The sequence below is a fragment of the Dyadobacter sp. CY345 genome, from assembly GCF_021502725.1.
Taxonomy (GTDB): domain Bacteria; phylum Bacteroidota; class Bacteroidia; order Cytophagales; family Spirosomataceae; genus Dyadobacter.
This window is the reverse complement of sequence record NZ_JAKFFS010000004.1, coordinates 19259-42401: the sequence shown is the minus strand read 5'-3', so window position 1 is coordinate 42401 and position 23143 is coordinate 19259. Positions and strand designations below refer to the sequence as shown.

Here is a 23143-nt window from a genome sequence, read left to right as displayed (position 1 = left end):
ATTTTTAAATGTAAAGCTTTACAACGTATTCATTTTCGTCAGCTCGTCGGCTATCTTACGATCGTTGGAAAGTCTTGGTACTTTATTTTGACCGCCCAGTTTTCCGCTGGCGCGCATGTAATCAATGAATGAATTTTTACGCAAAGGGGTCATAACCAGCTGGCGCAAAATATTTCCTTTGATTAAATCGTCATAATAAACATTCAGTTCCGTCAATCTTCTGTCAATATCCTGAACGAATTGTTCCATATTGACTGGCATTTTTGCAAATTCGACAAACCATTCGTGATATGGTAAACTACCCTGATTTGGTGTTACCATTGGTGCAACGGTAAACTCGACAACTTCAACTTCCGGGTGTCTTTCCATCGCATATCTCAGCGCCTTTTCAATCTCCTCTCCAATCACATGTTCGCCAAACGCAGAAATAAAATGTTTGATTCGCCCCGTTACTAAAATTCGGTAAGGATCCGTCGACACAAATTTAATCGTATCACCAATAGAGTAACCCCAAAGACCAGCATTACTACTTACGACAACAGCATAATTTTTCCCTACTTCGACGTCATTAATGCGAAGACGTTTCGGTTTTTCATCGAAAAAATTTTCTACGGGAATAAATTCGAAGAAAATCCCTGAATTGAGAAGCAAGAGTAATCCCTCCTCTTTCTGGGAATCCTGGTAAGCAAAAAATCCTTCGGATGCCGGGTACAGTTCAATAGAGTCAATTCTCTTTCCGATCGATTCGTATAGCTTGGCACGATAGGGCTCAAAATTTACTCCGCCATAAATAAAAAGTGAAAAATCAGAAAAAACATCCTTTATTTTCTTCCCTGTTCTGTCTGTTATTCTGTCAAAATACATCTGGACCCACGGCGGAATTCCGGAAATAAGCGACATAGGCTGGTCTATCGTTTCATCGATGATTTTGTCAAGTTTTGTTTCCCAATCTTCAATGCAATTGGTTTCATAACTTGGCATTTGATTGGCCCGCAAGTAACCAGGAACATGGTGATTTGAAATTCCCGACAAACGGCCCGTAAGTACGCCGCATGTTTCCGTCATAACGGGACTCCCTGAAAGAAAAATAAGTTTTTTATCCAGGAATTCAGCTTTTTTGGTTTCAGCAATATAGCTCAATATTGCATTTCGGGCCGAATTGATATGATTTGGGATCGATTCTTTCGTAATGGGGATATATTTTGTTCCTGAAGTAGTTCCCGAAGTTTTTGCAAAATAGAGCGGTTTTCCTGGCCATAATATATCCGGTTCACCCGCTTTAAGGTGCGCAATATATCCTTTCAGATCTTCATAATCCCTTACCGGAACGGCTTCTTTGAACTCTTCGTAGGTATGGATATCTTTGAAAAAGTGGTCTTTCCCAAACTGTGTGTTCATTGCTTTTTCAACAAGTTTAGCGCGCCATTTTTCCTGTACTTCTGTACTCCTGACGATCCAATTTTGCTGCTCCTCTGCGATATATTTAGCCAGCGGCTGGCTCAAAAGTGCTCTGATTCCCATAGTAAAAACAAATGTACACAGGATTTATAAATTCTATTCTACAAGGGCAAATCACGGCACTTAAATGACCAAAATATGGCCTGTAAGTGAAATTTGTTAAATGCCTTTGTTTGTGGGTAATAATCTGTAATTTTGCACACCTGAAATCAAAGTGAGCGAAAATTTTTAAAAATATATATGGGATTGTTTGATTTTTTGACAAGTGATATTGCGATTGATTTAGGTACGGCCAATACTTTGATCATCCACAAAGATACAGTTGTTGTAGATGAGCCATCGATTATTGCCATGGATAAAACTACTGGCAAAGTGTTAGCGATCGGCCATACAGCAATGCAGATGCACGAAAAGACGAATGAAAATATTAAAACCATTCGTCCTTTGAAAGACGGCGTAATTGCCGACTTTACTGCCGCAGAAATGATGATCCGGGGTATGATCAAGATGATCGATACCGGCAGCCGCTTTTTCACTCCTTCCCACCGCATGGTTGTTTGTATACCATCAGGAATTACCGAAGTTGAAAAACGTGCTGTAAAAGATTCGTGCGAGCATGCTGGTGCCAAGGAAGTTTACATGGTTCATGAGCCTATTGCCGCTGCCATTGGTATCGGAATAGACATCACGCAGCCAAACGGTGTGATGATTGTAGACATTGGCGGTGGTACTACCGAAATCGCTGTTATTGCACTTTCTGGTATTGTCTGTGAACAATCTGTTCGTATTGCCGGAGATGTATTTACGAGAGATATCGTAGATTATATGCGTCGTGAACATAATCTTCTGATTGGTGAGCGTTCTGCTGAATTAATCAAAATGGCTATTGGTTCTGCTTCGCCTGAACTTGATACAGCATTAGAAGATTACCAGGTTCGTGGTCGTGATTTGATGACTGGTATTCCAAAAGAAATTCGTGTAACGTATAGCGAAATTGCTTATTCCTTAGATAAATCAATATCTAAAATCGAAGAAGGCGTTATGAAAGCGCTTGAAATCTCTCCTCCTGAGCTTTCAGCTGATATTTTCAAAAATGGTATCTGGCTGACTGGCGGTGGCGCCCTGATCCATGGTCTGGACAGACGCATTTCCCAGAAAACTAAATTACCCGTGCATATTGCAGACGATCCGTTAAAGGCGGTGGTAAAAGGGACTGGTGAGGTTCTTAAAAATCTGGAATTGTACAAACCCGTATTGATCTCGTAGTATAGGAACGTTCACAGCAGGTCAGTTTCTGGTCAAAAACCTGTAACTGACTTGCTGCGTGTGAACACATTAGCCCATGCTTCAACTCGTAGATTTCGTTGCCCGGAATCGGTTTTTTTTGGTGTTCATTTTGCTGGAAGTTTTCAGCGGATGGCTGATCGTGCGCAGTAATTCTTATTGGGGCGCAACTTATTTTAATACCTCCAACTACTACGTTGCAAAAACGCTGGCTTTTTCTAATTCAGCCCGGGAGTATACGCGTTTGGGAGAAATTAATTCTGATCTTGCTAATGAGAATGCGCGGCTGAACGCTCTGGTAGCTACTTTAAGCCAGAAAAATGCAAAGGACGCCCCAGCAGGTTATGTACCTGATTCTGCTTTTAATTCCAGATTTACTTACACCGTTGCGAAGGTAGTTGACAACGAAACCAACCGGGCTAATAATTACATCACGATTGATAAGGGTTCTGCAGACGGAATTGAGCCGGATATGGGCGTGATTTCTGCCACCGGTGTTGTTGGAAAGGTACGTTTCTGCTCGAAGAATTATTCAATCATTACATCCATCCTGCATCCTCAGTTTATGGTTTCGTCCAAACTGGTAAGAAGCAATGAGATTGGGACAGCTAAATGGCCCGGAAAAGATCCTAATTTTATAGACATGGTTGATGTGTCCCGATATACGAAAGTTTATAAAGGAGACTCAGCTGTAACTTCTAATGTGAATTCTGTTTTCCCTCCAGGAATCATGGTTGGCAAGGTAAAATCTGTCACAGTTCATCCGGATCAAACTTTTTACAATATTATCCTGGAACTGGCGACCGACTTTAGAAACCTATCTTACGTCTATGTGGTGAAAAATCGTCAGCTTGGGGAACAGGAAACTTTAAAACAACGCTTAGGAGATCGCCAATGAGTTTACGTGAGGCAATACAATATAGTTTGATGGTAATACTCTACCTGCTGCTGCAGATATTCTTCATGCGCAACATGGTTTTGTTCAACTATGCATTCTGTTTTGTTTACATCGCCGGCATTTTAATTCTTCCGGCAGAGATCAGCCGGATGTATCTTTTATTTATCGGTTTTGCCATTGGTTTTACAGTTGATATATTTTCGAATACGTTTGGAATGCACGCTGCAGCCACGGTTTTGATTGCTTATCTCAGACCTTTTTTGATCCATTATCAGATGGAATCAAAAGGAGCTGACCGCGTTGATATCGGTATTAGAAGCCAGGGAATCGGCGCGTTCCTTGCCTATATCTTGCCTTTGATTTTTATTCATCATTCGATGCTTTTTCTAATGGAAATAAATAATTTTGGCATGATATTGCATACGCTGCTCCGAATCGCAGCAAGTACCCTCTTCACCATGCTAATGATAGTGCTCTTGGAACTTTTTTCAAGACGTTAGCCTGACATTTTGACCGTGCCGGATTTAGTGGCTCGAAAATTGATGTTTATACATGAATAAGCGGCAAATCGTAAAATTTTACGTCAGCCAGTGTTAGGTAAAGTCCTTTCAGCGAAAAAATGTGCATCCCGAAATAACGACAGTTCACTAACTTATAACTGCCGTTCATCAAAATTTGCTTTGTACGATTTGGAGCTGTTGATAATCTTTGTAAATTCAGCATTCCTATGTCAGTTGCCATGTCAGAATCAATCACCACTAATGGATACACAGATGATCTCAGATATGAGATTTTCAACCGTGAATTCATGCCACACATAGACTCCATGTACAACTTCGCCTTCCGCCTAACCATGGACGAGGACGATGCAAATGACTTGGTGCAGGACACTTACCTAAAAGCTTTCCGGTTTATTTCTTCTTTTGAGCAGGGTACAAATGCTAAAGCATGGCTTTTTCGTATCCTGAAAAACAGCTTTATCAACGACTATCGTAAAAAAAGCAAAGAACCTTCAAAAGTTGATTACCAGGAAGTAGAAACTACTTACAACTCGGAAGAGGCATCGGACACGACTTATACTGTCGATCTTCGTGCTGATGCGGTCCAGGAATTAATCGGGGATGAAGTGGCCAATGCACTAAACGCGCTGCCGGTTGATTTTCGTACAGTTATTATTCTTTGTGATATCGAAGGATTCACTTATGAAGAGATGGCAAAAATCCTGGATATTCCAATCGGAACGGTTCGGTCAAGACTTCACCGCGCCCGTAATCTTTTGAAGGAAAAACTTAAAAGTTATGCTAGTTCAATGGGTTATGATTCATAACCTCTGAACTTTTTTTATGTACTATTGGGTTATAGGGTACAGTCGTACATATATATTCCAACAATCAATTTACCAGCATAATTTGTGATGAATGCATCTTCCCATACGCCTTCTGTTACAGAAGAAGCGCAAAAACAAACCATGAAGCAAAGTTGCGAGCATCATGCTGAATGCATGAAAATCATTCAGTCGATACTTGATGACGAAGCTACGGAAGCAGAAAAGGACCATTTCAGGGAAAACATGGATAAATGCCTTCCCTGTATCGAGGCTTATCGTCTTGAAAAATGCATTAAGGAGTCATTAAGTCTTAAACTTGTGAAAAAACCTTGCCCTCAGAGTATCATGGATACTATTTTGACCAAAGTAAATAGTTAATCCGGTTAGCGTGAAAGGAAAGCTTATCATATTTTCTGCCCCATCAGGTTCTGGGAAGACCACAATAGTCCGGCATCTTTTAAGCAAGTATTCCTCGCAGTTAGCGTTTTCAGTTTCAGCATGCACGCGTTCGCAGCGTGAATATGAGGTAGATGGAAAAGATTACTATTTTCTATCTATTGAAGATTTCCGCCAGCGCATTGCAAATCAGGAATTTGCTGAATGGGAGGAAGTTTATGCCGGTAATTATTATGGAACACTGAAATCAGAAATTCAAAGGCTCTGGGATGAAGGAAAACATGTAGTTTTCGATGTGGATGTCAAGGGTGGCCTTAAACTTAAAGAAGCATACGACGAAAGTGCATTGGCTGTGTTTGTAAAAGTTTCTTCGGAAGAAGAAATTCAGCGAAGACTTAACAGCCGTGGTACAGAAACACCCGAAACGCTGGCAACACGCTTAGCAAAAGTTCGTTACGAACAAAGTTTCGAACAGGAGTTTGATACAGTACTTGTGAATGATAATCTGGATGAAGCACTTGCAAAAGCAGAAGCCCTGATTACACATTTTATTCATTCCTGATCAATGTCATGCTGCTGTCAGTATATTGTCAGTTTTGTCATGTAATTATGATAGCTGATAATACTTCCCTAAATTCTCCTCTATCTATTACAATTTCCTATTAGTAATTTATGAAAATTGGTCTGTTTTTTGGATCCTTCAATCCGATTCACATTGGACATTTAATTATTGCCAATACGATGGTGACGGCAACGGATCTGGAACAGGTTTGGTTTGTGGTGAGCCCGCAAAATCCCTTTAAAAAAAATAGCAGTTTACTTCACGAATTTGACCGTTATGATCTGGTTTCCAGAGCTGTTGCCGACAACGCATTGTTGAAAGTAACAGACGTTGAATTTCATATGCCTAAACCAAGTTATACCATTGATACTTTGATCAGAATGCAGGAAAAGTTCCCCCAGCATGAGTTCAAACTGATAATGGGTGAAGATAATCTGGCTCAGTTTCCCAACTGGAAAAATTATGATAAAATTCTGGAATATGTGGGCTTATACGTATACCCAAGACCAAATTCCGCACCTCACAATTTCAAAAACCACGCTTCGGTAAAGTTTGTTGAAGCTCCCCTGTTAGATATTTCTGCCACGTATTTGAGGGCTTGTCTGAAAAGTGGTAAATCAATTCGATATATGGTTTCTGAGCCGGTTGAAGAAATGATCCGGTTAAAGAAATTTTATCTTTGATAGTTCTTGCCGGTTACCTGACTTTTTTTAGTTCATCAATCATGGCCGAACGTTTAGGATATTTTGACCGGAGCAATTGTACAGCTTCAATAATTTTCGATCGGCTTCCAGGCATTTGCTCAATAATTTCCAGCATTTGATAAGCCAGATTGGCATATTCCCGACGGGAATTAGCCTTGTCACCCTCAATAATTAGTGCCGGAACGAAAAGATCTGCAAGCTCAGACTCAAATCTTGGCGAGAGATGCGGGAGATATTCAAAAAGCAGGTCCAGTCTTGGATATGATTCTACTACCCTATAAAGACTTTCCCACTTTTTTTCCTCAACATACAATGGGGCCAGCATTTTTAACAAGTGATAACTGGGTGACCACCATGAATGATGGAGATGTTCCCTGGCCTGGACATTAATATCCGAAGTAAGTTTTGCTACTAACTTAAAAAACGCAGCTTCCCGTTCTGATTCTTGAAACGTGTTTTTCCAGGCATGATAATACGTTACATCAAATCCCTGATCAAAGGCAAATTCAATCGTATAATGTCTGATCGCCTGCAAATCGCCTTCGGCAAAAGCAATTTCCAAAAGTCTTCTTTTCCACTCCGTAACAGTGCCCGGATGATCCTTACTTTCAGCAATCGAAATTCCTTCGGCTATTAATTTTTTAGCAGAAATATAGTCTTTTCTTTCAAGAAGCTCGTGTAAGTATTCTTTTCTAACCTCGACAAAATTTAGGTTCTCAAGAATCAGCCTTTCCAGTTCAGGTACATTTCCAGTTTCCCGGAACAATAGTAATTTCTGCTTGATAAAATATTCAGTCCGATAATTATCGTTCTCCTCTTCGGAATCGTCTATTTTAATCCTACTGGCAGATTTCAGAAAATCCTCCGTCTTCCCAAGCGATACCGCCAGAGAACGAAATATATTGAAAAGATCATAACCGAAATCTCCGTAGTCAAAATACACATCCTTGCTAAGCTCTTTATTCAAAAATAAAAATAGATCTTTTTTGATCTCATGTGAACAAACCGGGGACGTAGCAACTTCTTGCATTAAAAAAATGGCATCTGCGATAGTTTCTCCAAGGTAACCACTGGAATCATCGATGTTCGGCACAGCTTCTGTTACCAAATGCGATAATACTGTACAAACAATAGCAGAGGCATCGCTAAAACTATTAAAAAGAATTGCTTTTTTCGCCTTCGCAAGGATTGAGTTCATTCCCTGAGCCAAATCATTGGACGCATAATAATCTTTAAACCGTCTGTCCATTGAAGAGCGAATTGCTTTTTTCACCAGGTCGGCATATTGTTTTTTAACATCTACCCCCGCATTTTTATCGGCAAAATGCAGGGCAAATTGACGCTTAAATTCCTTGTTGTCGCTGGCGTAATATGTTACAAAGCCTTTCAGTTCAGCCTCTGTCAGATTTTTTAAAATATCTTCAAAAGCTCCGGTTCCTGGCTTTGCTCCCGGCTTCAATTGAATTGTCTTAACCTTGTCTTTCAATTCATAAAATACAGCTGCTATATGCTTGCATACATCCGCGTCATGAGGACAATCACATAAAAACGAATCTATTTCATCACCTTCCCCCAACACCACTTCCACATGGTAAATCTCTGATCCCTCCACCGCTGCATTCCATAATCCGGCTTCCTCTTCTTCAAGACTAATTACGGCACCTTCGTTGTAATAGTCTTTTCCGCGTTGGAGGATTATCCGGGGGATTTCCTGGTGGAAGTTTTTAAGGTTCATCTATTGGAGTTAATTGTGTTCAATTGCTGTCCAATTTAATAAATAGAACTTTGCTACAAAAGTCGTCAGCTCACTTCAGGCGGCTCCGATGGAGCCTGGAACGTTGGTTTGGGTGTAAACTTGCTATAAACAGGAAGTCCCTATGGAACAAATTGTAGATATAGCGATTTCCCTGGATCTAAAATCATGTATTCAATCACTCTGGAGGAGTATCTGTTTATAGAAAGAGATGTGGATTGGTTGAATTTGGCTCCGAATGAGCCTCCTGGCTTATATTAAGGGTTCATTGATTTTCTTGCATGCACATATATTTCTTGCAACAAGAGAATTATTCATATCTCTAATTTGCTGCACCCAATTATTGTGTAGAAGGGCGGTAAATTCCCCTTCTCAAATTATCCTTTATCAGCAATCAACACCTTATTCAAAGAACTTTTCCCTGAGCTATTTGTCCAGGTTAAAATTGTGATCGGAGCGAAATCAAACCAGGTATAATCTTTAAAAACGCGAAACTTTTCGAGGCCGAAGCCTTTGAGTTGGGTTTGCATAGGTAAATTCTATTTTTTGGGAAACAATCTATTGAAGGTCATTACGAGCAGATGGAACCGATTTCTAGCTTCACTTTGTAACATACTTCAAATCTTTACGAGCCCGATATACAATAATTGGGTCAGCGAATTTTTCGTGAACAAGATCGACTTTTGTATGGAGTATTTCTTGTAGTTTTATTTTCAACTGTTCACGAATTTTGTAGTCCATATTTTGTTCGAGCAAAATATCTATGTCACGGTAAGATTCTTCCTGGGCGAACGATCCAAAGACAGCAAGCCTGTTAAGGCCAAACTCCTCAAATATTTTTTCCTTGCGTAGTATGGCGGCTAAATCCGATATCGTCTTAACAAATCTGTTTACAATTAAAATTTTCCCTTGTTGTCCAAATGTTAATTTCCGGAATGTTATAATTAAAATATTTCCAGAAGCCCATAGACTTCTGTTTGATAGAATTGAAGAATGTCTGGTAATTTATTGATGAGTAGTTTTGATATGAATCGGGTAGATGAGTTTCCTGTTCTTAATAAAATCACTTTGGGAGGAAAACCATTCACGTTTGCAAGGTCCTGAAAATCCTCATCAAATGTTATGATTAGGAAATTATTGGCCTCGGCATAACTCCATATTTCGCGATCTGTTGGTGGTTTATTTAAACCACTTTGGCTGACATGAATACTTTGAGGAACTGCGTTACTAACCTGTTTGACGATCCGGAATGAAATGTTCTCATCAAATAAAAATTTCATACCGTTGTTATCAAAATTTTTGTATTCTCTTCCCTATTAGCAGCAAAAGCTAATGCGGCCAGAATATCACCTTTTGTCAACTCCGGAAAATCTTCTACTATTTCGTCATAGCTCATATCACTCGCAAGCCACCCCAAAATATCCCAAACTGTAATTCTCGTACCTTTAATACACGGTTTCCCAAAACGTATTTCCGGATTGAGACTGATTTTTTCCTGCCAGTTTTGCATAGCTGTAAGATTCATTTTCTCAAATATACAACTTTTCACTTCTTATTATTCGGATCGGAATACATATCAGAACTGCGCTTTAGACCGGATCAATGACGTCAAAATTTCCGAGAAAATGTTAACACTGGATAATATTCCTGATCCAGAAAGATATTTCACTAATCTCATTGGTATTAGTCTGGAAGGTGAATTGACAAAATGTTGTCCTGATTAAAAAGCCGTGCGCCTATTACATCCGGACAAACATTGGCATCCCTCACAAAGCGAAATTCAGGAAACAGATGATCTTATTGATTTTGAATGGTATGTCTACACCAATTGGAAGCTAAACTCAAAAACTTTTGAGCCGAGACATGAGGCAGAAGTTAATTCGCTTCTTACTTTAAAAAAACCTAATCGAAAACATCACAACGGCCGACTCTGATAAGTAATCTCAGACATCAAACCAATTGCATTAAACTTCATAATCACTTTTTTTGCTTCTGATTTTTTTGTGATGTCGTCACATTGAGGACCTTTTTCCAGAAAATAGACATAGAATTTTGTATTCCCCGCGCCAAGCTGGTGTATATCCGGCTTACCGAGAATTTTCCCAATGTCATCGGCAAACTTTCCCATCAATTGCTTTTGCTCGCCTCTCAGATCCGCAACCAGATCTGAACGCTCATTTTTGCATCCTCCACGATCCTGACGCCATTTCTTTAAGTCGAGCTTACCAAGTGTATCCGGAGGTGTTGAACACGCTGCAAGTCCCCAAAAAAGGCACGCCATCGATAGCAATGATTTTATCTTTATCATATCAATTTCTACAAACTTCAATCACTGTAAAACAAAAGCGAATCTACTCATATATTCATAAGGGAAGAAACCGTTTTTCGAAAGAATATGACGAATCGGCTGGAAAAGTAACCCACTATTATTTTTATATAAACATTTTATAAAAAACTTGCAGGAGAATACGCTTTTTATCAGATTCCAAAAATATTCTTACACTTTAAAAAATCAACGGAATTTCGATGAAAAAGATAATGCTTTTAAGTTTTCTCACACTTGCTGGGTTCTGTTCATACGCACAGGCTAGCTTTTCCCGTCCGCAGGATGCTACTGAATGTTCAAATGCTTTTTTCAAAGCCTTATTAGATGAAGATACTAATGCACTCAACGACATTTTAGCTGATGATTTTTCAATAGTCAGTTTTGATGGTCAGCAAGTTGATCGGGATATGCTCGCACAGGGGGTTGCACAAGGTTACATAACCGTCGATTCAGGAATAATTTCTGGTTCCCGCACAAAAAATTACGGTGATGTCGGTGTGATTAGCGGCACCTGGAATGTCAAAGGGAAGATTGAAAATAACAATTTCCAAAACCAGGTGACTTACACAGTTGTCTCGATTAAAAAAGGAGGTAGTTGGAAAGTCTCTACGGTGCAGCTTACTCCGGTCCGGTAAGTTTCAAAATAAAAGGAGCTTCCCGCAAAGGAGGCTCCTCAATAATATTTTAATTTAAGAATTATTTACCAATTGGCACGAGTATACCAATGTGAGCTGATGCTCCGCGATTGTGAACTTTGGAATCATCGCCATCGTCTGTGGTCGCTAGATTTCTTAACCCAAAATGATAACGACCCTCGACAAACACTTTTACGATTCCCAGGGGATATGCAAGCCCGGCACCACCAACCATACCAAAATCAAATTTTTGCGTATCGTCTCCTGAACCGTAAGATTCGTCTTCGCTGGTATCGCTGACCAAGACTCCATCAATATAAACCTTTGAACTGGATTTGGCTTTTATGTTACCTGTCATCAAACGCACCTCAGGTCCGATAGATAAAAGTCCTTCAAGTTTGCCCAGTTTCGGTCTGTATTGAAATAGAACAGGCATTTCAATATAATTCACCAATAACTTTCCATCAATCTCTGCTTTGATCTGCTGGTTATTAAAAAATTCATTAGTCTTTGCGGAAATCCTGGCACCACGCTGTGAAAAACCTGGTTCGATTTGAATACTGGTTGAAGCACCCAAAGGAAGATTAAATAAAATAGCAAAGTTCAATCCCGTCTTTGGCTTGAAAGGAAACTCCTGATCATCACCTTCAACAGCAAAAGTGGCAAAATTTGCTCCTCCCCTGACGCCCAGACTTACCTGAGCCCAGGACACGGTCGTCGCCAGAAAACAAATTGACAGTATAAAAATTTGGCGTAGGGATTTCCTCATAATCGTCATGGCTTTTAGATAAATTGTTGCGTTATTTTTTTAATTATTATTCCAAAAGAAATAAAATTATCACATATTCTATGTAAACAAATGGTTAATTATTTCAAGAAAAAATTTAAATGCTCAGCCTGGACACAAAAAAAGCCGTCCATTTCGGAACGGCTGATTTCTCAAAATTATATAATCAAATACTAAACATTCATCAACGATTCACGACGACGCATTTTGCCAGCAGGGATACCAAACATCATTTTGAAACGACGGCAGAAATAAGCTGTGTCTTTATATCCAACATCAGAACCGATAGCGCGTATACTTTTCTTCGATGTACGAAGCAAGTCAACCGCTTTTTCCATACGCTGATATTCGATATAATCCTGTGGGTTAATACCAGTCAGCATTTTGAAATACTGCCCCACGTAATCTTCTGATACGTTTGCAACGTTTGCCAAAACTTTATTGGATAGATCGCCACCCAAATTGTCTTTGATGTAAGCAAAGATGTCAATCAAACGAGGATCTTTGAAATAGGTACTGTTTGTTACAAGTTGTTCAACAAACAATTTATTTTTAAGAATGTAACGAATAATTTCGATAACAACTTCTTCTGTTTTGATTTTAATGATACGTCCTTTACCAGGAATATCAAGCATATCTTCTGTCAGGATCTGGTTGATCGTGATCGCAATCTGATCGTCTCTTTTGATCAAAAACGGCGGAACATCCAGAGAGGTAAAGAAGTTAACGGTATCAAATACTTTCGCTTCAAAGGAGATCAAACCAAACGAATTTGGCAATTTTCCGATTAAAGCAGGGTCATGTCCGGCTTCTATATAATTATCCCGGTTTGTCATGAACTCCTCGTTTGATACGGTTTTCGCAGATTGCGTGTTTCCGTAAGTAACAGTCGCATGTTTTCCGCCTGGGATAAACAACATATCGCCCTCTTCTACCTTATGGGATTCTTCGCTTCCAAAAGAAACTTCTCCGTCGTACAAAATTGTAAGTGAATTCTGTACATCATAAAAATTCTTGATTGTGATAGGTTGCAGGATACGAATGTGTCGTGCCTTCACAAACTTAACTCCCAATGACTCGATAATCTTATTATAGTCTTCCATACATGTATATATTTAAGGGCCGAAAAGACCGATTACTCAATTTTTGTACAAATCTAATAAATTGTACAAAACTAATACAAGCATGTAATAACAAAATATATAAAAAAAGTATCTTTTTTACACTAAATTAATACCTCATTTAGAACAATATGTAGAAAAATGCCCTGAATGAGCTATTTTAGCAACTCACGGGCAATCACTAATTTTTGGATTTCAGAGGTACCTTCATAGATTTGTGTAATTTTTGCATCGCGCATAAGCCGTTCGACATGAAATTCCTTCACATACCCGTAACCCCCGTGAACCTGAACGGCTTCCGTTGTCACCCACATTGCCACATCGGATGCATATAATTTCGCCATTGCGGCCGCTTTTACATAATCTTTCCCCTGATCTTTCAGTCTCGCTGCTTTATATACGAGCATCCTGGCCGCCTCAATTTTCGTTGCCATCTCGGCAAGCTTAAATTGTATCGCCTGGTGGTCACTTATTGGTTTTCCAAAAGTTTTTCTTTCCTGCGCATATTTTAGAGATAATTCGAAAGCTCCGGCCGCGATACCCAGCGCCTGTGCCGCAATTCCTATTCTTCCGCCATTCAAAACCGTCATGGCAAATTTAAATCCGAAACCGTCTTCTCCTATCCTGTTTTCCTTCGGAACTCTGACATCCGAAAACATCAGGGTATGCGTGTCCGAAGCCCGGATCCCCATTTTATCCTCTTTTCTTCCAACTGAGAAACCGGCAGCCCCCTTTTCTACGATAAGCGCGTTGATTCCCTTATGTCCCTTATCCGGATGCGTCTGGGCCATAACCAGGCATATTTCTGAAGAGCTCCCGTTTGTGATCCAGTTCTTCGTGCCGTTTAATAAATAATAGTCGCCCATATCCACTGCGGTTGTTTGTTGCGAAGTAGCATCCGAACCGGCTTCCGGCTCTGATAGACAAAATGCGCCAACCATTTTTCCGGACGCGAGCTGTGTCAGATATTTTTCTTTCTGCGCATCCGTTCCATAAGCCTGAAGTCCCCAGCAAACCAGAGAATTATTCACCGACATGATTACAGATGCCGAAGCATCCACTTTGGAAATTTCCTCCATCGCAATCACATATGAAAGTGTGTCCATACCTCCTCCGCCATATTTCGGCAACACCATCATGCTCAAAAAACCTAAATCACCCATTTTTCGGGTCAAAGCAGGATCAAACTTTTGCTGATTATCACGATCAATTACTCCTGCCAAAAGCTCTGTCTTCGCAAAATCACGCGCCGCAAATTGTACAGCCTCGTGTTCCTCACTCAGATTGAAATCCATCCCGATAAGTTGTGCGTTATATGGCATAAGAAGGTGCTTTTTATGATTGTGGTTAACTCAAAAATAGACTTTTGTAAAATAGTATGCAAGCATACGAATTTGTAACGTATTAAATCTTTGCGTTTTGCTGATCATTTTGAAAAAAAGTTATCTTAAGTTTGCGGCTTGATATGAGCCCAAACCGCAAAAATCAACACACTTCATAAAAGACATTTACTTTAACATGCCCATTCTTACCGTTTTTTATATCAAGCTTTTCATCAACCTGGGGCTCACCCTGGGTATTTTCTGGGTGATCAGCCGATCCGAACTTTTTGCAAAATGGCAGCTTGAAAAAGAAAAAGCCGTTTTTGCAGCAGGTTTTATTTTGCTTCGTTTGATTCCATGGATTGGAATTTTCCTGATTGTCAATGAAGATCCGCGCGGCGATATTCCCTTCTTTTTCTATAAAGCCGAAGCTGCGAAAGCCGGCGGTTTTGTATACCGAGATTTCTGGTCATACCATGCGCCGCTGTATGCCTACATCATAAGCATCCCGGTCTGGATCTGGCATAATTCCCGTGCGATTGTTTTATTTATGGTTTTGATGGAAAGTGTAATTCTCTGGCTTACTTACAGAACCTATAAAGTTAGAAATACCAGGGCATTACAATATGCCATGATATACCTGATGCTTCCTGCGGGATTCATGTATATTCTCGTAGACGGACAGGAAGAGGTCTGGTTTTGGGGAGCCGCGTTGCTAATCTGGCGTTATACGATCAAGCATAAAGAAAATTATGAAGTTGGCGCAGGGCTGCTTTTTGCACTGACTTTGCTGACCATAAAAGTGACGTTTATATTTCTGCTTCCTGCCGTTTTAGTAGTTGTGAAAAAGCCGGTCAAAATGCTTTTAGTGATGGCAGCAGTCGGAATTCCGGCGGTTGGGTTTTTATACTGGCAGATTGGCGATCTGTTTTTGATGCCGATTCAGCATACCGAACAATTGATGACGCCAAATTTATTCTCTATAAGTCGTCCGTTTGTTGAATTGTTTATTCATATCAACGAGAAAAAATCGACCATGATCAACTGGATCGGGTTGCTGTTTACCATTTTTATTCCGGCTTTCATGGCATTCAAAGCGCGCCACAGGCATATCAGCGAAATCCTTCCCGGAATTTTCATCGCTGTATTTGTTTGTATGATGATTTTCCAGGCCAGTGCCATGGGTGCTTATCTGATCGCATATTTAATGGCTGTTCTTTTTGACGTTATTGATATCAGAAAAACCTGGCACGTCATCGTATTACTGGCTGTAAACTGGCTCACGGTTGTTCAGCCTTTCGTATGGGTTTATATTGATCAACCTTCGTATACATCTTTTGGTATGTTTGGAAACCTGTCAAATCTTTTTGAATATGTTTTACAAATTCTAAACGTATTAGGTTTTATCTGGATTTTGCGGAAGACTTATCAAAACGTTGTAAATTCTGAAAAACTGGCTGTGGCATGAGTGTAGTTCTAGCAAAAACAGGTCTTAGCCTGGCGTGTATCCTCCTTCTGATTATTCTTTTTTCTCAACGAAAAAGACTTTCTGCATGGCTTGAAAGTAAGAGTGTCAGGGTTTCTCTTATCACAGGCTGGATTATTTTCCGGCTTATTCCATTTATTGCGGTTTATTTAATTGCCAATATTACACCAACATCGGACGTACTAGGTTTCTGGGATGAAGGCAGCAAAGCATCCATGGGCCAGGTTGTCTACCGCGATTTCTGGTCGCCCTATTCTCCCTTATATGCTTATTTTTTAGGCATTTGGCTTAAAATCTGGTATAGTCCGAAAATGATCGTTCTTACAATGGCGGTTATGGATGGCGTAGCTCTTTGGCTTTCCTGGCACTTTTTCCGGCCGTTTCAGTCACGAGGATCATTTTTATTCAAATCATTAATGTATTATCTCCTTCCGGGATCGCTGGTTTTGTGTATCGTCGGCGCACAGGAAGACGTCTGGATGTGGTTATTCGTTGTGCTGGCCTATCTGGTTAGAGAAAGAACAGTTCGTGTTGAATGGTATGCTGTGATTTTGGCTATCGGCTTATTAATGACCAAAGCCATTTTTGTCCTGATACTGGTTCCGCTATTTCTTATCGAAAAACAAAAGATCAGATTTCTTATTCCGATGGTAATCATTGGAATAATCTCGCTTGGTATACTTTATCCGCTCGTCGGCATGGAATTCATGCAGCCGATGGACGAAGCTAAAGTTTTACGTGCCCCCAATATTCTTTCCAGTATCAATCCCTGGTTTTTTGACGGTATCGGTGTTGGCGAAAAATTCTGGAACTGGGTTGGACTGGTCATTTCTGTTGGTTTGGCAACGCTTGCCGCTTTTCGTTTGCAGCATGCCGATTTCCGTGTGATGCTTTCCCGCGTCTGGGTTGTGTTGTATGCTACCATGATGGTGATCCAGCAAAGCGCCTACAGCAATTACATTTTCCTGTTTTTAATACCCCTCGTTTTTTATATCATCGATTGGAGTAACAAAAAACAGGTTTTTCTGCTGATTGTTTTTAATATTCTTTGTGTGGTCCATCCTTCTTACTGGTGGAGACTGGGAATGCCGCGTTATCTGAGTCCGTCTGATATTACCGTTTCCAGCGATTCTATTATCGATTATTTGATTCAGGTGAGTATCATTATCCTGACCGGATATTTTGTTTGGCTTGCTTTTCCAAAAAAAATTGCCAAAGCTGGTATCGCTGAATAATCATAACCTACTGAATTTTAAGTTTTTTTAAGAAAATTGGGTCCGGGTATCTGCATACTTTTGAAGATCGTAAAACCTTCACTATGCAATCTGTCGACACCCAAACGCTTCATGAGCTTCAGATCATTCCAAAAACCAGCCAGGAAAGAAGTATCCTGAATTTTTTTGATCAAACCAGAACGCAGGGAGGACAGGATGCGCTGAAAAGGCTGATTGCTATACCTAAAAAAAGCATTGAAGAAATTTTATCGTTTCAAGAGCTCCTCGCCTTTGTACATGATAATCTGGATCGCTGGGAATTGAATGTTTCAAGAGCATATATCGCAGCGGGTGAAAGTTATTATGCTTCCAATATTTCTTACACTATGTCACAGGATGTTTTCAAACATTGGGTTGACACATTTTTATTTTCCTGGCGAAATCCCGCTGAGTTTTATTTTGTTCAAAGTGGCCTGACTGCGACTTTACTACTTATTCGTGGCATGCGTGATATGCTTGCCAGATTCACTGACGAGGATATACCAAAAAAACTGAGGCAAGACTTTTCATTTCTTCGGGAATTTTTGTTCTCTGATAGTGTAAATTCTTTTACCAAAACGAAAGGAAATCATGTGTCCTTAACCTCCGTATTTTACCGGGATTACTATTTCCGGGTTACGAATAAAAACGCATTCCGCCGCCTCCTCGACATTTGTTACACCTTTGATGCTTATGCGTCCATTGCTAAAACCCAGAAATTGCATCATCTCGTTTTTCCTGAATTCATTGGAAATGAAATAATATTTCAGGCTGAAAAAATATGGCATCCTTTAATTTCAAATGCTGTTCCAAACAGTTTCGAGCTGGGCAATCAGCAAACGCTCTGTTTGCTGACAGGTGCAAATACAAGCGGAAAAACTACTTTCCTGAAGACTTGTGGCGTAGCAATATATCTTGCACATCTCGGCTGGCCGATCCCGGCGAAAAAACTTCGTCTGTCGTTTTCAGACCAGCTATTTACCTCAATACACCTTTCCGATAATCTGGATTTAGGTTACAGTCATTTTTACAATGAAATTATGCGTATCAAATCGATCGCCGAAGCGCTTCATACCAGCAAAAAATGCTTTGTAATCATCGACGAACTTTTTCGTGGTACCAATCAGGAAGATGCTTTTCAATGTTCGAAAACTGTCATTGAAGGGTTTTTCAGAAGAAAAAATTCTGTTTTTCTCGTGTCAACACATCTTTACGAGTTGTTGGAAAATTTTAGTAATTCACCTTCAATCTCTTTTCGGTGTTTTAGAACTGTAATTACGGATAATGATTTCCTGAATACCTATCAGATTGAAGAAGGTGTCGCCTCTGAAAAAATCGGGCAGTTGATTTTGAAAAAAGTAGGTATTCCGGAATTACTAAAAATTGTTAGTGCATAAAAAAGCCCTCACAATGAACGTGAAGGCTAATTCTATACTAAATAATAATATTTTACTCAATCGTATCGAAACCACAGTAAGGCACCAAAACAGCCGGTACACGGATTGTTCCGTCTGCTTGCTGGTTGTTTTCCAACAAAGCTGCCAGAATGCGTGGCAGAGCCAAAGCTGAGCCATTAAGCGTATGCAGCAACTGTGTTTTCTTATCAGCAGTTTTGTAACGTAATTTCAAACGATTTGCCTGGTAGGTTTCAAAATTAGAAACAGAGCTACATTCCAGCCATCTTTCCTGTCCGGCCGACCAAACTTCAAAATCAAAAGTCAGCGCAGAAGTAAAGCCCATATCACCACCGCAAAGGCGCAGAATACGGAAAGGCAATTCAAGTTTTTCCAGCAAGCCCTTAACATGATCTGACATATCCGCCAGAGCCTGATAAGAATCTTCCGGTTTACAGATTTGTACAATTTCAATTTTATCAAACTGGTGCAACCGGTTCAAACCGCGAACGTGCGCTCCCCAACTTCCTGCTTCACGGCGGAAACACGGCGTATAAGCAACATTTTTAACCGGCAATTCGTTTTCTGAAACAATCACGTCACGGTACAAATTCGTCACCGGAACTTCTGCCGTCGGAATTAGATAAAGATCGTCCTGGGCGTCATGATACATCTGGCCTTCCTTGTCAGGTAATTGTCCTGTTCCAAAACCAGAATCTGCATTGATTAGGATCGGAACCTGCACTTCGGTATAACCAGCTTTTCCTGCTTCATCCAAAAAGAAAGCTATCATGGCACGTTGCAAACGGGCCGCTTTTCCTTTGTAAACCGGGAAACCGGCAGCAGTAATTTTATTCCCAAGTTCGAAATCAATAATCGGAGCAAGTTTTCCGCCCAGTTTTTTGATCAGATCCCAATGCGCCTGGGCACCTTCCGGAAGTACGGGTTTCGCACCTGCTTCCAGTTCATTGACATTATCCTCAGCCGTACGCCCTTCCGGAACGCTTTCGTGCGGAAGATTTGGAAGTTTTACCAGCTCAGCCAACAACTCTTCTTCCGTTGCCTTATGCTGCTCTTCCAATAATTTCGACCTTTCTTTCAAAGCAGCCGTTTCACCTTTTGCAATTTCCGCTTCGGCTTTTTTGCCCTCCTTCATCAGGCCACCAATTTCCTTTGCTTTTGCATTGGATTGCGTCAATACAGCATCAAGCTCCTGCTGTGTTTCACGACGCAGACGGTCAAGTTCTATAATCCTGTCAACAGCCGCTTCCGGATCTTTGTAATTTTTTTTCGTCAATCCGGCGATTGTCAGTTCTCTGTTTTCGCGGATAAAAGTTGTTTGTAACATGTTTGGCTATTAGCTTTTAGCGATTGGCTATTAGCTAAATGCCAACAGCTAATCGCCGGATAAATGATCAGGTGTGAAATATCACGGTGCCGTGAAAATATCTTTCATCGCATCTTCATAATAAAATAGACGCTCGTTTAGCACGTTAAGCGCTTCTGCTTTGTATTTCGAATGAATCAAAAGCGAAAGATTATGCTCCGAAGCACCATACGAAATCATTCGTATAGGTATATTTTTCATCGCGTCAAGTACTTTTAAAGCAATTCCTTCTTTGTCGGCACTGAAATTCCCAACAACACAAATAATATTCTGATCGCTGTCATTTTCTTCCAGATCGGCAAATTCACGCAACTCTGCTGTGATCGATTCCAGGTGTTCTGAATTATCAATTGTTACCGATACCGACACTTCCGAAGTAGTGATCATATCCACCGGCGTTTTGTATTTTTCGAAAATCTCAAAAACGCGTCTCAGGAAGCCATATGCATTCAGCATACGGGTCGAATGAATGTATATCGCTGTAATATTATCTTTCGCAGCGATCGCTTTTATTTCTCTGTCAGAAGACTGCGTGGCGATAAGCGTTCCCGGAGCTTCCGGCTGCATTGTATTTTTCAAACGAACCGGTACACCACGAAGTTTCGCAGGCGTAATCGTGCTTGGGTGAAGAATTTTTGCACCAAAATAGGCCAGTTCAGCAGCTTCTTCAAACGTAAGTTCACGAATAGGGAAAGTGCGTTTCACAATACGGGGATCGTTGTTATGCATTCCGTCGATATCCGTCCATATCTGGATTTCTTCAGCACGAATGGCACCGCCGATCAAAGAGGCAGTATAATCAGAACCGCCGCGTTTCAGGTTATCAACCTCCTCACGCGGGTTTCTGCAAATAAACCCCTGGGTAACGATCGTTTGTTTATCCGGATGTTGTGCTAAAATCGCAGTAAGTTTTTCTTCGATTTTTTCAAGTTCTGGTTCGTTATCTGCGTCAATACGCATAAATTCCAAAGCAGGAAGTAACACAGAATTATCCCCTACTTCTTCCAGATATCCCTGGAAAAGCTGAGTACTCAACAATTCACCCTCCGCAACAATTTCCTTTTCCTGTTTAGAAGCAAAAGGTTTGATACCAACCAGCGAACGAATAAATCCAAATTCATTATCAATAATTTCCTGTCCCTTGGCAAGACCTGCTTCGGTAGAAAAGAGCTCCTTGATAAAAGCATCGTAATGTGCTTTCAAATCATCGATCTGTTTCGAAGCTGACGCATCGTCATTTGCTTTGGCAGATTCCCCTATTGCGATAAGCGCATTGGTTGAACCCGACAAAGCAGATAATACTACAATTTTCCGACTTGGATCCGTCAAAAGAAGTTCACGGATTGAGTGCATACGTTCAGGTTTCCCAACCGAAGTGCCGCCAAATTTCCAAACTTGCATAATTATTAATTATTGAAATTTTTGATTTACTAAATTTTAAGGGTCAGGAAGTTGTCAGGGATTGTCATTTTTTGTCAGATGTTGTCAGATGTTGTTATTGCTCGTAAAACGATCTTGACTATTTCCTGACTACTCTTGACCGCGCGGCGGCCGCAACAAATGCCCACCTCTTACTACACCTGACAATAAATGTGAATTTCCTGACCACCTCCTGACTATTTCTTGACAAAAACCTGATCCTTCAGCCCCACCATTTTGATGGCCGTCATCGCTGCTTCGTCACCTTTGTTACCAAATGCTCCGCCAGCTCTGTCGATGGCTTGTTCCATGTTGTTTGGGGTCAAGACACCGAAAATTACAGGTTTGTTATTTTGGATGCTGATGTTTGTAATGCCTTGTGCAACGGCGTGATTGATGTAATCATTATGTTTTGTTTCTCCCTGGATGACTACGCCTAAGGCGATCACAGCATCAATATCTTCGCGTTGAGCAAACCAGTGAGCACCAAGAGTTAATTCAAAACTGCCTGGAACATTTCCTCTTTCGATGTTGGATTCCAAAGCACCGTAAGTGATCAAAGTCTGATACGCTCCTTCAAAAAGTTTTTCAGTGACCTCGCTGTTCCATTCCGCAACCACGATCGCGAATTTTTTATTACTGATATCAGGAAGTCCTGTCGTATTGAAAACACTTAGATTTTTATCTGCACTGGACATATAAGTACTTGTTAATGTTCGATTATGAGTCAAAATATTTTATATAAAAAAAGGATAAAACCAGTGTCGGCTTTATCCTTTTTTGGAACAATAATGTATTACCATTTATTTGCCGACTTGTCCCTCTAACAATCCCATATATTTCTTAGCATTCACAACTTCCGATGAAAGTGGGAATTCTTCGATAATACGTTTATAGGAAGCAATAGCATCAGCAGCCTGGTTCGCCTTTTCTTGAGCGAGTGCAAGCTTCATTAAATAAACTGGTGTAAAAAATTCGTTTTTATCGTTGTCAGCCGCCTTCTTGTAATAAGAAATAGCCTCAGCTGGCTGATTTTTTTCAAGATATGCATCACCGATCAATGATTGAGCACGCGCATGAACCAACAGATCAGAAGAACTGAAGGATTCAAGGTGACTGATTGCATCGTCGTATTTTCCTTGCTTCAGCAAAGCAACACCTGCGTAAAAGTTTGCAAGATTCGCAGCGTCTGTACCTTTATAGCTATCAGCAATAGACAAAAGTCCTTCGTTTCCTCCGCTTCCGTTCAATGCTTTTGACAAAGAATCAGCCTCGAAGTCATAAACCACAGAGGAAAGTGCATTTTGTGCCGTTCCTTCTTGTCCATCTATATAAAAACGATATCCCGCAAACGCTACTACTGCCACAAGGATTGCTCCTCCGATACCTATCAGTACTTTGCGATTTTTAAGGAAAAAAACTTCAGCCTTATTGATCTGGCCTGCTAACGCTTCCGGAGTTTCAATAATTTCAAGCCCGGACTCGTCCGTAATTTTCTTGCTCATATCAATTAATTCGTATTTTGGAGTGCAAAGTTATGAAAACTTATTTAAGTCAAAACACTTCTCGCACAATTCTTTACAGTCAGCTTAAATAGCTGTTCTTTATTATATTAACTTTTTGTTTGATTT

General features: G+C 40.3%; 25 protein-coding genes. 11 read left to right on the top strand and 14 right to left on the bottom strand.

The window, feature by feature from the left end:
- Positions 1-18: 18 nt before the first annotated feature.
- Entirely contained in the window at positions 19-1521 is a 1503-nt protein-coding gene (locus L0657_RS17385) for a GH3 auxin-responsive promoter family protein (RefSeq protein WP_235152030.1), read from the bottom strand.
- A gap of 177 nt (positions 1522-1698) precedes the next feature.
- Between L0657_RS17385 and L0657_RS17380 the strand changes: the two genes are divergently transcribed.
- From L0657_RS17380 to nadD, 7 genes are all read left to right on the top strand, one after another.
- Positions 1699-2724, top strand: coding sequence for a rod shape-determining protein (locus L0657_RS17380; protein ID WP_090336705.1), 1026 nt, complete (start codon positions 1699-1701; stop codon positions 2722-2724).
- Positions 2725-2800: 76 nt separating this feature from the next.
- Positions 2801-3640: a rod shape-determining protein MreC gene (gene mreC / locus L0657_RS17375; protein ID WP_235152029.1), complete on the top strand. Its 840-nt coding sequence runs from the start codon at positions 2801-2803 to the stop codon at positions 3638-3640.
- A gap of 29 nt (positions 3641-3669) precedes the next feature.
- Positions 3670-4140, top strand: a complete 471-nt coding sequence (locus L0657_RS17370; protein WP_235152028.1) for a SoxR reducing system RseC family protein — start codon at positions 3670-3672, stop codon at positions 4138-4140.
- Positions 4141-4367: 227 nt separating this feature from the next.
- The gene (locus tag L0657_RS17365; RefSeq protein WP_090336699.1) at positions 4368-4967 is read left to right on the top strand and encodes a sigma-70 family RNA polymerase sigma factor; all 600 of its coding nucleotides are present in this window, start codon (positions 4368-4370) and stop codon (positions 4965-4967) included.
- 87 nt (positions 4968-5054) lie between these two features.
- Complete coding sequence (locus L0657_RS17360) at positions 5055-5345, top strand: phosphohydrolase (RefSeq protein ID WP_235152027.1); 291 nt, start codon at positions 5055-5057, stop codon at positions 5343-5345.
- A 10-nt stretch (positions 5346-5355) separates the two neighbouring features.
- The gene (gene gmk, locus L0657_RS17355) at positions 5356-5925 is read left to right on the top strand and encodes a guanylate kinase (RefSeq protein ID WP_235152026.1); all 570 of its coding nucleotides are present in this window, start codon (positions 5356-5358) and stop codon (positions 5923-5925) included.
- Positions 5926-6035: 110 nt separating this feature from the next.
- The gene (gene nadD, locus L0657_RS17350) at positions 6036-6608 is read left to right on the top strand and encodes a nicotinate (nicotinamide) nucleotide adenylyltransferase (RefSeq protein WP_235152025.1); all 573 of its coding nucleotides are present in this window, start codon (positions 6036-6038) and stop codon (positions 6606-6608) included.
- 13 nt (positions 6609-6621) lie between these two features.
- Here the strand turns inward: nadD and L0657_RS17345 are convergent, their stop codons facing one another.
- The 6 genes from L0657_RS17345 to L0657_RS17320 form a co-directional block, all read right to left on the bottom strand.
- Entirely contained in the window at positions 6622-8364 is a 1743-nt protein-coding gene (locus L0657_RS17345; protein ID WP_235152024.1) for an SWIM zinc finger domain-containing protein, read from the bottom strand.
- Between the two features lie 395 nt (positions 8365-8759).
- The gene (locus L0657_RS17340) at positions 8760-8912 is read right to left on the bottom strand and encodes a hypothetical protein (RefSeq protein WP_235152023.1); all 153 of its coding nucleotides are present in this window, start codon (positions 8910-8912) and stop codon (positions 8760-8762) included.
- A 70-nt stretch (positions 8913-8982) separates the two neighbouring features.
- Complete coding sequence (locus L0657_RS17335; protein ID WP_235152646.1) at positions 8983-9219, bottom strand: nucleotidyltransferase family protein; 237 nt, start codon at positions 9217-9219, stop codon at positions 8983-8985.
- Between the two features lie 107 nt (positions 9220-9326).
- The gene (locus tag L0657_RS17330; RefSeq protein WP_235152022.1) at positions 9327-9662 is read right to left on the bottom strand and encodes a DUF5615 family PIN-like protein; all 336 of its coding nucleotides are present in this window, start codon (positions 9660-9662) and stop codon (positions 9327-9329) included.
- A complete protein-coding gene (locus L0657_RS17325) occupies positions 9659-9907 on the bottom strand; it encodes a DUF433 domain-containing protein (protein ID WP_235152021.1) in 249 nt (82 codons plus the stop codon). Before L0657_RS17325 ends, L0657_RS17330 begins: the two co-directional genes overlap by 4 nt.
- Before the next feature lie 390 nt (positions 9908-10297).
- Positions 10298-10663 carry a hypothetical protein gene (locus L0657_RS17320; RefSeq protein ID WP_235152020.1) on the bottom strand — a complete coding sequence of 122 codons (366 nt, stop codon included), beginning with the start codon at positions 10661-10663 and terminating at the stop codon, positions 10298-10300.
- 245 nt (positions 10664-10908) lie between these two features.
- Between L0657_RS17320 and L0657_RS17315 the strand changes: the two genes are divergently transcribed.
- Positions 10909-11343, top strand: coding sequence for a nuclear transport factor 2 family protein (locus L0657_RS17315; protein WP_235152019.1), 435 nt, complete (start codon positions 10909-10911; stop codon positions 11341-11343).
- 61 nt (positions 11344-11404) lie between these two features.
- On the opposite strand, the gene L0657_RS17310 is transcribed toward L0657_RS17315, so the two are convergent.
- From L0657_RS17310 to L0657_RS17300, 3 genes are all read right to left on the bottom strand, one after another.
- Positions 11405-12112, bottom strand: a complete 708-nt coding sequence (locus L0657_RS17310) for a porin family protein (RefSeq protein ID WP_235152018.1) — start codon at positions 12110-12112, stop codon at positions 11405-11407.
- Between the two features lie 191 nt (positions 12113-12303).
- Entirely contained in the window at positions 12304-13233 is a 930-nt protein-coding gene (locus tag L0657_RS17305) for an AraC family transcriptional regulator (protein ID WP_090336674.1), read from the bottom strand.
- A 173-nt stretch (positions 13234-13406) separates the two neighbouring features.
- Entirely contained in the window at positions 13407-14546 is a 1140-nt protein-coding gene (locus tag L0657_RS17300; RefSeq protein ID WP_235152645.1) for an acyl-CoA dehydrogenase, read from the bottom strand.
- A 223-nt stretch (positions 14547-14769) separates the two neighbouring features.
- Between L0657_RS17300 and L0657_RS17295 the strand changes: the two genes are divergently transcribed.
- The 3 genes from L0657_RS17295 (at position 14770) to L0657_RS17285 (ending at position 18709) form a co-directional block, all read left to right on the top strand.
- Positions 14770-16041: a hypothetical protein gene (locus L0657_RS17295; protein WP_235152017.1), complete on the top strand. Its 1272-nt coding sequence runs from the start codon at positions 14770-14772 to the stop codon at positions 16039-16041.
- Entirely contained in the window at positions 16038-17294 is a 1257-nt protein-coding gene (locus L0657_RS17290) for a hypothetical protein (protein WP_235152016.1), read from the top strand. Before L0657_RS17295 ends, L0657_RS17290 begins: the two co-directional genes overlap by 4 nt.
- A gap of 83 nt (positions 17295-17377) precedes the next feature.
- Positions 17378-18709: a MutS-related protein gene (locus L0657_RS17285; protein ID WP_235152015.1), complete on the top strand. Its 1332-nt coding sequence runs from the start codon at positions 17378-17380 to the stop codon at positions 18707-18709.
- 52 nt (positions 18710-18761) lie between these two features.
- Here L0657_RS17285 and serS read toward each other — a convergent pair whose 3' ends face one another.
- From serS to L0657_RS17265, 4 genes are all read right to left on the bottom strand, one after another.
- Positions 18762-20054, bottom strand: a complete 1293-nt coding sequence (gene serS, locus L0657_RS17280) for a serine--tRNA ligase (protein ID WP_235152014.1) — start codon at positions 20052-20054, stop codon at positions 18762-18764.
- Between the two features lie 81 nt (positions 20055-20135).
- A complete protein-coding gene (locus L0657_RS17275) occupies positions 20136-21494 on the bottom strand; it encodes an aspartate kinase (protein ID WP_235152013.1) in 1359 nt (452 codons plus the stop codon).
- Positions 21495-21709: 215 nt separating this feature from the next.
- Positions 21710-22210 (bottom strand): 6,7-dimethyl-8-ribityllumazine synthase, encoded by a 501-nt coding sequence (gene ribH / locus L0657_RS17270; protein ID WP_235152012.1) that lies wholly within the window; start codon positions 22208-22210, stop codon positions 21710-21712.
- A gap of 105 nt (positions 22211-22315) precedes the next feature.
- Positions 22316-23017, bottom strand: coding sequence for a tetratricopeptide repeat protein (locus L0657_RS17265; RefSeq protein ID WP_235152011.1), 702 nt, complete (start codon positions 23015-23017; stop codon positions 22316-22318).
- Between the last annotated feature and the right edge of the window lie 126 nt (positions 23018-23143).